This is a genomic window from Acidovorax sp. 107, assembly GCF_003058055.1.
In the GTDB taxonomy this organism is placed as follows: domain Bacteria; phylum Pseudomonadota; class Gammaproteobacteria; order Burkholderiales; family Burkholderiaceae_C; genus Acidovorax.
On sequence record NZ_QBTZ01000002.1, the window covers coordinates 81,517 to 96,298 of the forward strand.

A 14,782-nucleotide genomic window follows, 5' to 3' on the forward strand; every position below is an offset into this window, starting at 1 on the left:
TCAATTCCTCCAGGCGCCCATCGCGGCGTGCATCGCGGGCACGTCGCGCACCGCGCGCAGCAACTCGTGATCGGACAGCACGGCCGCGGCAATCGCCAGGTCGGTGTCTTCCTCGCGAACGATGTCGCGCAGATCCTCGGCGCAGCGCGCCAGCATGCCGGTGTCGGCTCGGCCCTCCATGAATTCGGGGTGCCGCAGCACGCGGGTCAGGTAGCGCGCGTTGGTTGTCAGGCCCAGCAGCACGGTGTCTTGCAGCGCGCGCGCCGAACGGGCAATGGCCTCGTCGCGCGTGGCGCCGTGGCAGATGATCTTGGCGATCATCGGGTCAAAGGCCGCGGTCACGGCCTGGTCTTGGCGCACGCCTGAATCGACGCGCACACCCGGTCCCGCGGGTGCTTGCCAGCGCAGGATTCTTCCGGTGGCCGGGCGGAAGTCATGCTCTGCATCCTCGGCGTAGAGCCGGCATTCAATGGCATGGCCTTGCTGCACGATGTCGGACTGGGCGAAGGCCAGCGGCTCGCCGCGCGCCACCCGCACTTGCTCGCGCACCAGGTCGATGCCGGTGACCATCTCGGTCACTGGATGCTCGACCTGCAGTCGTGTGTTCATCTCGAGAAAGTAGAACTCGCCACCCGCGCCGTAGATGAACTCAACAGTGCCGGCGCCGCGGTAGCCGCAGGCGCGGGCGATGCCGGCCGCGGCCTCGCAGATATCGCGCCGCTGCTTGCTGGTCAACGCGGGCGAAGGGGTTTCCTCGATGATCTTCTGGAAACGCCGCTGCACCGAACACTCGCGTTCCCACAGATGAATCACCTGGCCGGATTCATCGCCCAGAACCTGCACCTCGATGTGGCGGGGGCGTTCGACGTAGCGCTCGACGAACAGCCGACCGTCGCCAAAGTAGCGCTCGCCCTCGCGGCGCGCGGTGGCAAGCTCGCTTTCGAGCTGGGCCAGGTCGCGCACGATGCGCATGCCCTTGCCGCCACCGCCGGCCGAGGGCTTGATCAGCAGCGGTGTGCCCACCTGGAGGGCACGCTCGACGAAGGTTGCCGGGTCGTCGTCCTCGACCGCGCCAGGCGCCACCGGAAAACCGCGTTCGGCCACGAAGTTGCGTGCACGTACCTTGTCGCCCATCAGTTCGATGGTGTCGGCACGCGGCCCGATGAACACGATGCCTGCCTGTTCTAGGGCGCGGGCAAAAGCTGCGTTCTCGGACAAGAAGCCGTAACCGGGGTGCACCGCCTGCGCACCGGTACCATGGCAGGCTTCGACCAGCTGCGCGATGTCGAGGTAGGCAGCAACCGGCGTTGGTCCATGCAATTCGATGGACTGGTCGGCTTCCAGCACGGCCGGGCTGTCGGCATCCAGCGCGTGGTGAGCCACCACGGTGACGAGCCCCATGCCCTTAAGCGTGCGCAGGATGCGCAGCGCGATCTCGCCCCGGTTGGCGATCAGAACTTTTTGAAACACGGGTGGGACTCCGTTGTATGGCGGATGACGGTCAATGCATGCAACGGCGTCTGGCATCAATCGAACACCGGGATGAGGTCGGACACGCGTTCGAACCGGCTGTTCTTGGCGTCCGACCGCAGGACCAGCAGGCTGCTCGGCGAGTGTCGCTGGTTGGGCCCGAAGCTGATCGGCGAAGCCAATCCATCGGTGCCGAAGTTCTTGGTCGTCTCCAGCTTCTCGACGACGCAGGCGCGGGTCAGCGCCTTGCCGCAGCGGCGGATGGCGTCTTCCATCAGCAATGCACCAATATAGGCTGTGATCGAATAGCGGTTGAGCATCTTCTGCTCGTCGGCGGACAGGTACTTCTGTGCCAGCCCCATGAACTTGGCCATGCCTGGCACCGCCATGTCGGTCAGAGGCGGGACGTAGTCGGCGACGAAGTAGCCGTCGCCTGCGGGGCCGGCGAGCGCCTGAACGGGGGTCAGGTGGGCCGAGTGCACCGCAAGGAAGGTCAGGGTCATCTGGTTCTTCGCGGCTTCTTTCATCAGCATCGAGTGCTCGGCCACCACGCCGCCCGACGCGAGGAAGGTCGCACCCACCTGCTTCAGGCTCAGCATCTCGGCCGAGAAGTCCTTGGTACCACGCTTGAAGGAGATCTCGGACACGCTGTTGAGCCCCAGATCCTTGACCGCCTTCTGGTAGCCGCAACGCACGTCGTTGCCAAACTCGTCATCCTGATAGACCAGTGCAAACTTCTCCTTCTGCAGCTTCTTGCTGGTCACCATGTGCTTCATGCCTGCGCTGAGCTCCTGGCAATAGGTGGGTCCGACCACGAATACTGTTTTGTTCGGCGGCGTGAAGTGCGCCGCCGCCACGGCCATGGCGTTGATGGTTGGCAAGCGCTGCTCGTTGATGAAAGGCAGCATAGCTTGCAGCATGGCTGAACCCGAAGTGCCGATCAGGCCAAAGATGCCTTCCACGTCGACCAATCGTTTGACGCTTTGCACAGCGCGCTGAGGCACGTATCCGTCGTCGTCTTGGCGAATCTCCACTTTGCGCCCGTTGATGCCCCCGCGAGCGTTGACATCCTGCTCCCATACCCGCAACGCATGCATGTGAGCCTTGCCCAGCAGGCTCGCCGGACCGCTGACGGGCGTTACCGAGCCCAGGACGATTTTGGTGTCGGTCACGCCGGGGTCCGCAGCAACGACGGTCGTGGCCGTCAGGCCGATGACCATGCTGAGCAGACTGGTGGCGGCATATCGAAAGTATTTGTGTGTCATGAAAGGCACTCCTGGTTGAGAAATGGGGGAGGGCTAGTGGCGCGTCGTCAGGATCACTGGGCGCTCAGAAATTCAGAGGCTCGCTCGAATTTCGCGGCGCTGGCATTTGCCTTGAGCAAAATGGGGCGGGGGCCCGGCTGTCGAGCAAAGGTAAGTCGGCTTCTGTCGTGTTTGCATCTCAATTCTCCTGTTGAATAAACAGCGCGTGTGCCGCCGGGTCAGAAACGGAAGGGCCAGTGGGTCCAGTAGTGCTTGATGTCGCGCCAACGCCCGATCAACCCGTCGGGCTCAAATCGCAGGAACAACACAATCGCGAGCCCATAAATGACACCTTTGATCTCATAGGCGGCAGCGGAGTCCGACCCGCCGAAGCCGGCGCCGATCATGCTGAACACGAAGCCCAGGCTCTCATTGAGCAGAACGATGAAAGCCGTGCCGAGTAAGGCGCCTGCCACCGAACCCAGGCCACCCACGATGAGCATGGAGAGCGCCTCGATCGAGATCAGCAGGCTGAAGCTGTCCACGTTCAGGTAGCGTGTGTAGTAGGCCAGCAAGCCCCCGGCGATGCCGGTGTAGAAGGCGCTGACCATGAACGCCAGCAGTTTGTAGCGCACCAGGTTGACGCCCATGGCCTTGGCGGCGATATCGTGCTCCCGAATCGCCAGGAACGCCCGGCCAATGCGGCTGCGCAGGATGTTCAGGGTGATGAAGGTGAACACCACCACAAAGGCCAGCACCACGTAATAGTAGCCACGTTCGGCCTCCAGCGCCTGGCCGAACAGCGCGGGTTGCGGCACTGTCAGGCCTTCAGAGCCGCCGGTCAGGCCACCCCCGTTGAGGATCAGGTGGTTGATGATCACGGCGAACGCCATCGTCGTGATGGCCAGGTACAGCCCCTTGAGGCGTAGCGACGGTATGCCCACGATGATCCCGGCGACGGCAGCGCTCACGCCGCCGGCGAAGATGGCCGCCAGCATCGGCCAGCCAAGTTTGCCGGCCAGGATGCCGGCCGTGTAGGCGCCGACCGCCAGAAAGCCCGAGTGCCCGAGTGATATCAGTCCAGTGGTGCCGGTCAGCAGGTTCAGGCCCAGTACCCCCAACGCCGTGATCAGCAGCAGCAGAATGACGGAGACATAGTATTTGGCCAGCAGCAGTGGCGCGGCCGCCAGCAGCGCCACCAGAAGACACGACCAGACGATGACAGGGACGGAGTCGGTCAGCGCCAACAATTGACGATAGTCTTGCTTGAAATTTCCGCTACGCATCAGACACGCTCGATTTCAGGTTTGCCGAACAGGCCATAGGGCCTGACCATGAGAACGACGAGGATCAAAAGAAAACCAGCGATCTCCTTCATGCCACGGCCGATATAGCCTTCCGACAGGTTCTCGACCACGCCGATCAGGATGCCGCCCAGCGCGGCACCGAACACCGAGTCCAGCCCGCCCAGGATGACTGCCGGAAAGCTGCGCAAGCCGGTCGTCCACATGCCGGGGTTGACATCGTAGATAACACCGATCAACACGCCGGCAATGGCGGCGAGTCCGGCCGACAGGGCCCAGGACAAGGCGAAGATGCGTTTGACATTGATGCCCATCAGCAGGGCCGCGGTTTGTACGTTGGCGGTGGCGCGCATGGCGATACCGACCCGCGAATAGCGAAAGAAAGTCCACAGGCCGAGCAGCACGACCGCCATCAGCCCGACGGCATACAGTTGCGCCGGGTACAGACCGGCCGGGCCGATTCTGATGATCTCCGTTGGCAGGCCGGCATTGAGCGGCATGGGGTCGGCGCCCCAGATCAGAACCACCACCGAGCGAAGGATCACGGCCAGGCCAATGGTCACCATCACCGTGGAAAACACCGGCTGACCGAGCATCGGACGGATCAGCAAGACCTCGATCAGCAGGCCGATCAGCACCGAGGCGGCGGTCGTCAGCAGCAGCATCGGCCAAAAGCCAAATTGGAAGGTGCCGGACAGGGTGAAGGCGATGTAGGACACCAGCATCATCAGCTCGCCCTGGGCGAAGTTCACCACGCCGGTGGCGCGGTAGATCATGGCAAAGCCCATGCCGATGAAGCCGTAGACCAATCCGACGGCGATGCCTGAAATGACCAGTTGCAGAAAATAGTCCATCAGCCCGCCCCTCCACCGTAGATGATCGCGATCTCTTTCGCGAAGGTTTTTTCGATGACGTTGCGCCGTACCTTCTGGGTGGCGGTGAGCTCACCGTCATCGTGGTCGAGTTCCTTCTCCAGAATCAGGAACTTGCGGATGTTCTCGACACGGGCAAACAGCTTGTTTACGCGCTTGACATCCTCCTCAATCAGTTCGCGCACCTCGGGCAGCAAGGCCAGGCTCTTGTAGGTGGTGTAGGCCAGCTTGCGCTCCTGGGCCCACTTGCCCACCGTGTCAAAGTCGATTTGGATCAGCGCCGCCAGATAGTGACGCCCGTCGCCCAGGATGATGGCCTCGCGAACGTGCAGGCTGTCCTTGAGCGCATTTTCGATCTCGGACGGCGCGATGTTCTTGCCGCCACTGGTGATGATGATGGCTTTCTTGCGGTCGACGATCATCAGCTCGCCGTTGTCAGCCAACGCCACGATGTCGCCCGTGTGCAGCCAGCCATCGACCACGGTTTTGGCCGTGGCGCTCTCGTCGTGGAGATATCCCTTGAACACGGCGGGGTGCTTGACGACGAGCTCGCCGTCGTCGGCGATTTTCCAGTTCAGGCCGTTGATGGGCAGGCCTGTGGCGCCCAGTTTGACCGCTTTTTCATGCTGGAAGAAGATCACGCCGCCGGACTCGGTCATGCCGTAGACCTGGTACACCGGAATGCCCAGAATGCGGAAGAACTTCAGTACCTCGGGCGAGACGCTGGCACCGCCACAGAAGCCGCACTGCATGCGGTCCAGTCCGATGAATTTCTGCAGATTGCGAAACATCAGCAACCACAGCACGAAGAAGTGCAGGCGATCCGACAGGCTGCGGCGACCCCCTTGCGCCTCGACCTTTTCAAACAGACGGCGTCCGGCATCGAAGCAGCGCTTGAAAGCCCAGCGCTGAAAGCGCGAGGCGTCCTGCATGCGGATCAAAATGCCTTGCTGCAGTTTTTCCCAGATGCGCGGCACGCCCAAAAACACCGTGGGCGCGATTTCGCGCAGATTGACCGCCACCGTGTCGATAGATTCGGCATAGTTGACCACGCCTCCGGTGAGCAGGTGCAAGACCGTCGAGAAGGCGCGCTCGGCCACGTGGCACAGCGGCAGGTAACAGACCACCTCGTAATTATGGCGGTCCAGCGTGAAATGAGTCTTGAGCTTGTCAACGGTGACGATCAGGTTGCGGTGCGAGAGCATCGCGCCCTTGGGGGGGCCAGTGGTGCCCGAGGTATAGACCAGCATGCAGGTGTCGTCGGGCCGGGTGTCCTCGATGGCCCGGTCGAAGGTGCTCGCATTCTGGGTCGAGGCGGCGGCGTACTGGTCGCCAAGCTCGAGCACGTCGTCAAACGACATCAGTTGGTCGTGCTTGTAGCCGCGCATTCCCTTCATGTCGGCGCAGATGATCTTCACCAAGTCGGGCAGGCCGGTGGCGTGCTTGTTCATGGCGTCGAGCACCTTGTCGACCTGCTCTTGGTCGCCGCAGACCACGAACTTGCTGTTCGAGTGGTGCACGATGTATTGCAACTCGGGCCATGGGTTGGTGGGGTAGATGCCGACCACAATGCCGCCGATGGCCTGCGTCGCCAGGTCGGAAAACATCCAGTGGGGGCTGTCCTCGCTGGCAATGGCCAGGCGATCCCCCTTCTCGAATCCGAGGGCCTTCAGGCCGTGGGCAAAGCGGCGAGCGGTCTCCAGATAGTGCTGCCAGCTCATCCGGTTCCAGATGCCGTAGTCCTTCTCGCGAAACGCGAGCGCATCCGGAAAGCCTTGCGCCCAATGCCTGAGCAGCTTGGGCAGTGTGGTGTTGCCGTCGCGCAGCGCGGCGTCCAGGTTATCGATCACGCGGCCTCCTTGGTCTTGCTGCCCAGGTAGGCGTCGATCACGGCCGGGTTGGCCGATATTTCAGCCGGTGTGCCCTCGCCGATCTTGCGGCCGAAGTTGAGCACACAGACGCGGTCGGAGATGTCCATCACGATGCCCATATCATGCTCGACCATTAGAACCGAAATACCGAGTTCGTCGCGGATGTCAAGCACGAAGCGAGCAATGTCTTCGGTCTCCTCGCTGTTCATGCCCGACACCATTTCGTCCAGCAGCAGCAACTTGGGCTCGGTGGCCAGTGCGCGCCCCAGCTCGACCCGCTTTTGCAGGCCATAGGACAAGGTGCCCACCGGCATGTCGCGGATTTCCTCGATTTCGAGAAAGTCGATGATCTCTTCCACCTTGCGGCGGTGGTCGATCTCTTCGCGCCGTGCCCGCCCGAAGAACCACGAGGCATCCAGTACGTTGGTGGCCATGTGGCAGTGGCGGCCTACCATCAGGTTGTCCACCACGCTGGCATGCTTGAATACCGCCAGGTTCTGAAAGGTCCGACCGATGCCGATGGCGGCCAGGCGGTGCGCCGGCATGCCGGTGATGTCGCGGCCATCGAAATGCACGGTGCCGCTGCTGGGCTTGACGACGCCGCTGATCATGTTGAAGGTGGTCGTCTTGCCGGCTCCATTGGGACCGATCAGGGAATAGATTTCACCGCGCCGGACGTGAAAACTGACGCCGGCAACGGCTTCGACGCCGCCGAAGCGCTTGGACAGGGTTTCGACCCCTAACAATGTGTCGTTCATGTTCTTCTCAGGACAGCCAGCGCTTGCGCCGCTTGTAGTGCTTCACGTCGCGCATGTTCTTGCGCGACCCGCCTTCACTGAAGCCCAGGTAGAACTCGCGCACGTCGTCGTTGCGCAGCATCTTGTCGGCCTCACCATCGAGCACTACGCGGCCGTTTTCCATGATGTAGCCATAGTCGGCCATGGCTAGTGCCATCTGCGCGTTCTGTTCCACCAGGAGAATGCCCATGCCTTCTTGACGACACAGGCGCGTGATGATTTCGAAGATTTCTTCGCTGATCTGTGGCGCCAGACCGAGCGTGGGCTCATCGAGCATCAGCAGTTTCGGGGACGACATCAGCGCGCGGCCGATGGCCACCATCTGCTGTTCGCCGCCCGAAAGATAGCCCGACACCGTGCTGCGTTTTTGCACCAGACGCGGGAACAACCCATACACCATCTCCATCTGGCGCCTGGCGTCGGTCAGGCTGCGCGTGTAGCCGCCCATCACGAGGTTTTCCTCAACCGTCAACTGGTCGAACAGGCGGCGCCCCTCGGGCACCATGACCACGCCGGCGCGCACGATTTCGTCCGGCGCCAGGCCGGCCAGCGGGCGGTTTTCAAACGTGATCTGACCACCCTTGATCTCACCGTCTTCCGGATACAGTACGCCCGAAATGCCTTTGAGCGTGGTTGATTTGCCGGCCCCGTTGGAGCCGAGCAGGGCAACGATGCGGCCTTTGCCCACCGCCAATGAGGCCTCCCGCACCGCCTCAATGGTGTTGTCGTAAACGATCTGGACATTGGTGAGATTCAGCATGACAGACCGCTTCTTGCACCATGCTGCGGGGGCGCAACCATTGAACGGCTCTGCCGGTCGATCTCGGTAAGGCGGGCCGTCGGGATGGCAGCCGCAGCCGTGCGCACTTGCGGCCTGGAGGGGCCGGATTTTGGGGTGCGACCATAAGCTCTGAGCTTCAGGGTATCGGTCGGACTGGCAGTGAATTTTCTCAAGGTTTGTCCCGTGTTGGCCGTGTTGGGCAGGCGGCTGGCCTGCCTTGTGCCCTGCCGTTCTGCAACGGCATGCGCCATGCCTTGCTCACAGGCATTAATCTAACGGTAGTTAGATTGATATCAACTAGAAAAAACCCTATGCCGGTGCCGACGACTCCGGTTGTGAACGCGAGCGGCAACTTCTGCCCAAGCTCGCTTCCGAATGGAAGCGGGTGCTTCAGCGTCGCTCGGCTACATTCCCGCGTAGTTCGGCCCGCCGCCGCCTTCGGGTGTGACCCAGACGATGTTTTGGGTCGGGTCCTTGATGTCGCAGGTCTTGCAGTGCACGCAGTTCTGTGCGTTGATCTGCAGCCGGTCGCTGTGGTCCTCGTCCTTCACGAACTCGTACACGCCGGCTGGACAGTAGCGGCTCTCGGGGCCGGCGTATTTCGCCAGGTTGATCTGCACTGGCACGCCGGCGTCCTTGAGCGTCAGGTGCGCGGGCTGGTTTTCTTCGTGGTTGGCGTTGCTGACGAACACGCTGGAGAGTCGGTCGAAGGTGAGTCTGCCGTCGGGCTTGGGGTAGCTGATCTGCGGCATCTCGGCGGCTGGGCGCAGGGTGGTGTGGTCGGCCTGTGTGCGGTGAATCGTCCAGGGCGGACGCTGGATGCCGAGCCTGGGCAGCAGCCACTGCTCAATTCCGGTCATCAGCGCACCCACGGTGTTGCCTTTCTTGAACCACTGCTTGAAGTTGCGCGACTGGTCGAGTTCGGTGTGCAGCCAGCTGTTTTCGAACGCAGCCGGATAGGCGCTGAGTTCGTCGCTGCTGCGTCCGGCGGCCAGGGCTTCAAACGCGGCTTCGGCGGCCAGCATGCCGCTTTTGATGGCGGCGTGGCTGCCCTTGATGCGGCTGGCGTTCAGGTAGCCTGCATCGCAGCCCACCAGCGCGCCGCCGGGGAAGATGGTCTTGGGCAGGGAGAGCAGGCCGCCGGCCGCGATTACGCGCGCGCCGTAGCCGATGCGTTTGCCGCCCTCGATGTGCTTGCGGATGGCCGGGTGGGCCTTCCAGCGCTGCATTTCCTCAAAGGGGCTGAGCCAAGGGTTTTTGTAATCGAGCCCGGTGACGAAGCCCAGCGTGACCTTGTTGCCTTCCAAGTGATAGAGAAAGCCGCCGCCGTAGGTCTGGCTGTCCATCGGCCAGCCGGCCGTGTGCACCACCCGACCGGGTTGGGCGCGGGCCGGGTCAATCTCCCACAGTTCCTTGATGCCAATGGCATGGCTTTGCGGATCGCGGCCTTCGTCGAGCTTGTATTTGGCGATGAGCTGCTTGCCCAGATGGCCGCGCGCGCCTTCGGCAAATATGGTGTACTTGGCGTGCAACGCCATGCCGAGCTGAAAGCCGTCGTGCGGCTGGCCGTCCTTGCCAATGCCAAGGTTGCCGGTGGCCACGCCCTTGACCGAGCCGTTCTCGTTGTAGAGCACCTCGGCGGCGGTAAAGCCGGGGAAGATCTCCACGCCCAAGCCTTCAGCCTGCTCGCCCAGCCATTGGGTCAAGGCGCCCAGGCTGATGACGTAGTTGCCCTCGTTGTGGAAGCAGTCGGGCACCAGAAAGTCGGGCGTGCGCCTGGCGCCAGTTTCGCTCAGGAAAAGCACATCGTCACCTGTGACGGGCTGGTTCAACGGGGCGCCAAGTTCCTTCCAGTTGGGGAAGAGTTCGTGCAGCGCGATCGGATCCATGACGGCGCCGGAGAGAATGTGAGCACCGGGCGTGGAGCCTTTTTCAAGTACCACGATGGACACGTCCTGGGCATTTTCTGCGGCGAGCTGCTTGAGGCGGATTGCCGTGGCCAAGCCGCCTGGTCCGGCGCCCACCACCACCACGTCATATTCCATCGCTTCGCGGGGGCCGTATTGATCGAGCAGGGAGGTGGGCGTCATGCGGAGAGAACCCGGAAAGTGGGAGGCCCTGGGGCCCAAGTTGGCGAAAGGGGCGGTTCAGTGGCCGTTGTCGGCCGGCAGCGGCGGTGCGGTGCGCGGTGCGCCGTCACGGGTGTAAACCATGACCGTGCGCTTGAACGTGCAGACGATGACGCCGCCCTGGTTGTAGCCTTCGGTGCGCACCGTCACGACGCCGACGTTGGGACGCGACCGTGACTCACGCTTGTCCAACACCGTGGAACGTGAATAGAGCGTGTCGCCCTCGAACACCGGATGCGGCAGACGAACTTCGTCCCACCCGAGGTTGGCCATGACGTTTTGCGATACATCACTCACCGTCTGTCCGGTCACGAGGGCCAGCGTGAGGCAGGAGTTGACGAGAGGGCGGGCGAACTCCGTTTGCGCGGCATAGTGGGCGTCGAAGTGCAGCGGGGCCGTGTTTTGCGTCAACAGCGTGAAAGAGATATTGTCGTGCTGGGTGATGGTGCGCCCGAGGGCATGCCGATACTCGTCGCCGACCTCGAAGTCTTCATAGAACCGGCCGCGCCAGCCTTCCTTGACAGTCATTTGTTGCTCCTGCAGTCATGCGTGAGGATTCCATCGAACACGATCGCCGTGATTTGGCGTGAGAAGTCCTGAAAAGAGCCGCGCTGGGGGTTGTACCATTCGACGGTCCAGTTCAATGCGCCAATCACGAAAAGCCGAATCATGGCCGTGTTGGTGTCTTGGCGCAATTCGTTGCTAGCGAGTGCCGACTCGAGCAGCCGATCCCAGTAGTCCGCGTAAGCGCGACGGACAAGCCTGTGGCGATTCTTGGCGCTGGTCGGAATCTGACCATAGATGCGAATGTTGGCCGACGTAAAGTCGCCATGGTGGAGCAGTCCCCAGAGGTGGCCTTCGATGCCAGCGGCGATCCGGTCACGCCATGACATGTTCTCAGGAAGTGCGTCAATACGGGCACGGACAGCGTCTGCGACGATCGTGATTCCCTTGTCTAGGACTTCGCCAAGGATCTGCTCTTTTGATTCGAAGTGGTAATAAATGCTGCCGGCTTTGACTCCTGCGGCATCGGCAATCTCGCGCAACGTGGTGGCAGCATAGCCACGATGCCTGAACAGTCGTGAGGCTTCGAGCAACACACGCTCGCGCGTTGCTGGGTCATTTCTGTCATTTTGGCCGGATTTTGCGTCTGTATTTGACTGCATATTGGTCATTAGTTAGATTCAACATGCAAATCGTATCAGGCTGGGCTATGCTGGAAGTCGAGACCCCGTGCGTGGGCGCGTCGCATGAGATTATTCAGGGCTTGCATTCGCTCACATGTTGCCATCAACCCACTGCCTGAAATCAGGCTTGCGCTTTTCCAGGAAAGCGTGGACACCTTCTTTAGATTCTGCCGTGTCGTAGTACAGGCTCAGCGCCTGAAGTCCCAGGCTGCCGATGCCGCGAATGTGCTCTGTGGATGCATTGAACGAGCGTTTGGCGATGGCCAGCGCGGTAGGACTCTTTTCGACAATCTCCTTGCACCAGCGTGCGACTTCGGCGTCGAGCTGGTCGTGCGGCACGACGGTGTTGCACAGGCCCATGACCAAGGCTTCCTGCGCATTGTAGCGGCGACACATATACCATATCTCGCGTGCTTTCTTTTCGCCCACCACATGGCTCAGGTAGGCCGTGCCCCAACCAGGATCGACCGAGCCGACCTTCGGGCCGACCTGACCAAACACCGCTTTGTCCGAAGCGATGGTCATGTCGCACAAGGTGGCGAGCACGTTGCCACCCCCAATGGCGTAGCCCTGTACGCGGGCGATCACGGGCTTGGGCACGTCACGAATGGCGCTATGAAATTCTTCCACCGGGATGCCGATGGTGCCCCGGCCGTCGTACTGACCGGCGTGGGCCGATTGATCGCCGCCGGTGCAGAAAGCACGATCACCGGTGCCCGTGAGCACAATGGCGGCGATGCGCTTGTCCCAGCCGGCTTTCATGAAGGCCTGCAGCAGCTCCTCGACGGTCTGGCCGCGAAACGCATTCATTACCTCGGGGCGGTTGATTGCGATGTAGGCCACCGAGTCGCGCTCTTCGTAGAGGATGTCCTTGAATTCCATGGGTTTTCCTTTTTGTTCGTTGTGTCGATGGCGCATGGCAGCCCACCATGCCCCAGCGTTTATCCAATCATGCTGTAACCACCAGAAACGGAAAGCACCTGCCCGGTGACATGGCCCGCAACCTTTGCCGAAGACAGGAAGACGACGGCATTGGCAATGTCCTGTGGCCGCCCCACTTTGCGCAGCGGCAGCGCCTTGGCGACTTTCTCCAGTTGCTCGGGCGTGAACATGCTGCCAGCATCGACCCACATGCTGCTGCCGCCTACTTCGTCGGTGGTGCTCGGGATCGTGACGCCGGGGCAGACCACGTTGCAGCGGATGCCGTAACGCCCGTTTTCCTTGGCGATGGTTTTCATGAAGCTGTTGATGGCCGCCTTGACGCCGCCATACACCGCCTCGCGCGGTTCGCCCTGACGGCTCGCATCGGAACTGATGGAGACGATGGAGCCCGCGTTGCGGGGAATCATCAGATCCAGCGCGATTTTGGTGCAGTTGAGAACGCCGAGGTAGTTAATGTTGATGATCTTCTGCCACAGGTCGGGGGTCGTCTGGGTAAAGAACAGCAACTGGTCCCATCCCACGTTGTTGACGAGCACATCGACGCCGCCGAACTTGTCGGTCGCGGCCTTGAACATGGCCTGCACCTGGTCGAGCTTGGTGACATCGGTTTTGACGACTTGCGCCGACGCGGCCCCGTTCGCCAGAGCGAATTCCGCCGTCTTTTGCGCCTGCTTGTCGTCGATGTCCCCGATGGTGATGTGGGCGCCCTCAGCGGCGAAGCCAAGCACGATGGCGCGACCGATGTTCGAGCCGCCACCGGTGACGATGACCGATTTGCCTTTGAGATCCAGATCCATATTGATTCCTCGCGCACTTGGCGCATCATTGATTCCTACACAGCATAACTGCCAAACGATAGTTAGGTTTGACGGTCGAGTTTTCCGGTGTTTGGCAGGGGCGCAGTCGCGGTAAAGCCGGCCTTGATCTGACCATGCCCCTCCCCAGGCATGGCCGTTGCTATTTGCCCTTGGCGAACTCGCCTGATTCTTTCTTCACGATGTCCTGGATCACATCGTCATACGCCGAGAACCAGTCAGTCTGGGGTACCCAGTTGGCGCCATCCCACAGGTCGATACGGGTCTTGCCACCGCCACCATGGTCCTTGGAGGTCACCGTCACAGGGGCGATCAGGCCTTCGGCGTCAAAGTTTTTCAGGTTTTCCAGGCCGCGCTTCATTTTTTCAGGGGTGATGGGCCAGCCGTGTTGTTTGACAGCCTGGCGAGCCCCCTCGAAAACGCTGGCATAGATGGCCAGACCGGTGTTGTAGTAGATGTCGTTGAGATGCTTGCGGTCACCGCTGCCCTTGCCCTTCTCGTACAGGTCCTTGATGATCTGTTGCATCAGCGGGTGGCTCTGTCCACCTGACACGTTGGTGCCTCGTTTGACGCCTTTCGCGCTTTCCAGACCGATGTTGGCGAGGTCAACTTCGTTGAACCAGTTGACCGCGATGTACTTGTCCATCGGAATGCCGTTGCGCTTCATCTCGCGCGCGGCGACAACGTGCATGTTGGACAGATTCCAGCTGATGACCCAATCGGGGTTGATGCGGCGGATCTGGGTCCAGGCCGCGGCTTGGTCATTGCCGGGCATCGGGTTGGGAATGAGGTGCAGATCAAATCCCTCCTTGGCGGCGAGCGTCTTCAGCACGCCAATCGGCTCCTGACCGAACGGATAGTCTGGGTAGATGAACGCGATCTTCACGCCTTTGAGGCTGCCGTTGGCCTTGGTCTTGATGTAGTGGATGTTGTTGGCCATCTGGCCCCAATAAGTCGGCCCAATGGGGAAAATCCACTTGAACACATCGCCATCGACGGCATCGCCACGGCCCACGAAGGATTGCACCATCACCTGGCCATCCGCCATGGCGCGAGGCAGAACGGCGCGGGCAACCGGCGTGGACAGGAAATCAAAGGAAATGGCGCCCTCGCGCTTCATTTTTTCGTAGCACTCGATGCCGCGCTGCGGTTCGTTGCCGTGGTCTTGAACCATGATCTCGATGGGGTGACCTTCGATGCCGCCCTTCTGGTTCAATATCTTGGCATAGTCGTTCGCAGCCTGAGAGATTTGCGGGGTGACAAAGCCGTAGGACTTGCTCAGGTCATAGCACAGCGCGAATTTGATGGGTTGGGCTAGCGCGGACGTCAGGCCGGCAAACGCCAATCCCAAGCCGGCCACGACAGAAATA

General features: G+C 61.5%; 13 protein-coding genes. All 13 read right to left on the minus strand.

Going from position 1 to position 14,782, the window contains the following annotated elements:
* The 13 genes from C8C99_RS23270 to C8C99_RS23330 all read right to left on the minus strand — a co-directional run bounded on the left by C8C99_RS23270 (position 1) and on the right by C8C99_RS23330 (position 14,757).
* A complete protein-coding gene (locus tag C8C99_RS23270; protein ID WP_199226553.1) occupies positions 1-1,470 on the minus strand; it encodes an acetyl/propionyl/methylcrotonyl-CoA carboxylase subunit alpha in 1,470 nt (489 codons plus the stop codon).
* A 56-nt stretch (positions 1,471-1,526) separates the two neighbouring features.
* Positions 1,527-2,735, minus strand: coding sequence for an ABC transporter substrate-binding protein (locus C8C99_RS23275; RefSeq protein ID WP_108627341.1), 1,209 nt, complete (start codon positions 2,733-2,735; stop codon positions 1,527-1,529).
* Positions 2,736-2,953: 218 nt separating this feature from the next.
* The gene (locus C8C99_RS23280; RefSeq protein ID WP_108627342.1) at positions 2,954-4,000 is read right to left on the minus strand and encodes a branched-chain amino acid ABC transporter permease; all 1,047 of its coding nucleotides are present in this window, start codon (positions 3,998-4,000) and stop codon (positions 2,954-2,956) included.
* Positions 4,000-4,872 carry a branched-chain amino acid ABC transporter permease gene (locus C8C99_RS23285; protein WP_108627343.1) on the minus strand — a complete coding sequence of 291 codons (873 nt, stop codon included), beginning with the start codon at positions 4,870-4,872 and terminating at the stop codon, positions 4,000-4,002. Before C8C99_RS23285 ends, C8C99_RS23280 begins: the two co-directional genes overlap by 1 nt.
* The gene (locus C8C99_RS23290) at positions 4,872-6,740 is read right to left on the minus strand and encodes a long-chain fatty acid--CoA ligase (protein ID WP_108627344.1); all 1,869 of its coding nucleotides are present in this window, start codon (positions 6,738-6,740) and stop codon (positions 4,872-4,874) included. The genes C8C99_RS23285 and C8C99_RS23290 overlap by 1 nt, the downstream gene beginning before the upstream one ends.
* Positions 6,737-7,519 carry an ABC transporter ATP-binding protein gene (locus C8C99_RS23295; protein WP_108627345.1) on the minus strand — a complete coding sequence of 261 codons (783 nt, stop codon included), beginning with the start codon at positions 7,517-7,519 and terminating at the stop codon, positions 6,737-6,739. Before C8C99_RS23295 ends, C8C99_RS23290 begins: the two co-directional genes overlap by 4 nt.
* 7 nt (positions 7,520-7,526) lie before the next feature.
* Positions 7,527-8,318: an ABC transporter ATP-binding protein gene (locus C8C99_RS23300; protein WP_108627346.1), complete on the minus strand. Its 792-nt coding sequence runs from the start codon at positions 8,316-8,318 to the stop codon at positions 7,527-7,529.
* 425 nt (positions 8,319-8,743) lie between these two features.
* Positions 8,744-10,429, minus strand: coding sequence for an electron transfer flavoprotein-ubiquinone oxidoreductase (locus tag C8C99_RS23305; protein ID WP_108627347.1), 1,686 nt, complete (start codon positions 10,427-10,429; stop codon positions 8,744-8,746).
* 57 nt (positions 10,430-10,486) lie between these two features.
* The gene (locus tag C8C99_RS23310) at positions 10,487-10,996 is read right to left on the minus strand and encodes a MaoC family dehydratase (RefSeq protein ID WP_108627348.1); all 510 of its coding nucleotides are present in this window, start codon (positions 10,994-10,996) and stop codon (positions 10,487-10,489) included.
* The gene (locus C8C99_RS23315) at positions 10,993-11,643 is read right to left on the minus strand and encodes a TetR/AcrR family transcriptional regulator (RefSeq protein WP_233247468.1); all 651 of its coding nucleotides are present in this window, start codon (positions 11,641-11,643) and stop codon (positions 10,993-10,995) included. Before C8C99_RS23315 ends, C8C99_RS23310 begins: the two co-directional genes overlap by 4 nt.
* Before the next feature lie 102 nt (positions 11,644-11,745).
* Entirely contained in the window at positions 11,746-12,537 is a 792-nt protein-coding gene (badI, locus tag C8C99_RS23320; protein ID WP_108627349.1) for a 2-ketocyclohexanecarboxyl-CoA hydrolase, read from the minus strand.
* A 59-nt stretch (positions 12,538-12,596) separates the two neighbouring features.
* The gene (locus tag C8C99_RS23325; protein ID WP_108627350.1) at positions 12,597-13,394 is read right to left on the minus strand and encodes an SDR family NAD(P)-dependent oxidoreductase; all 798 of its coding nucleotides are present in this window, start codon (positions 13,392-13,394) and stop codon (positions 12,597-12,599) included.
* A 160-nt stretch (positions 13,395-13,554) separates the two neighbouring features.
* On the minus strand, positions 13,555-14,757 hold the full coding sequence (locus C8C99_RS23330) for an ABC transporter substrate-binding protein (protein WP_233247470.1): 1,203 nt from the start codon (positions 14,755-14,757) through the stop codon (positions 13,555-13,557).
* Positions 14,758-14,782: the final 25 nt, after the last annotated feature.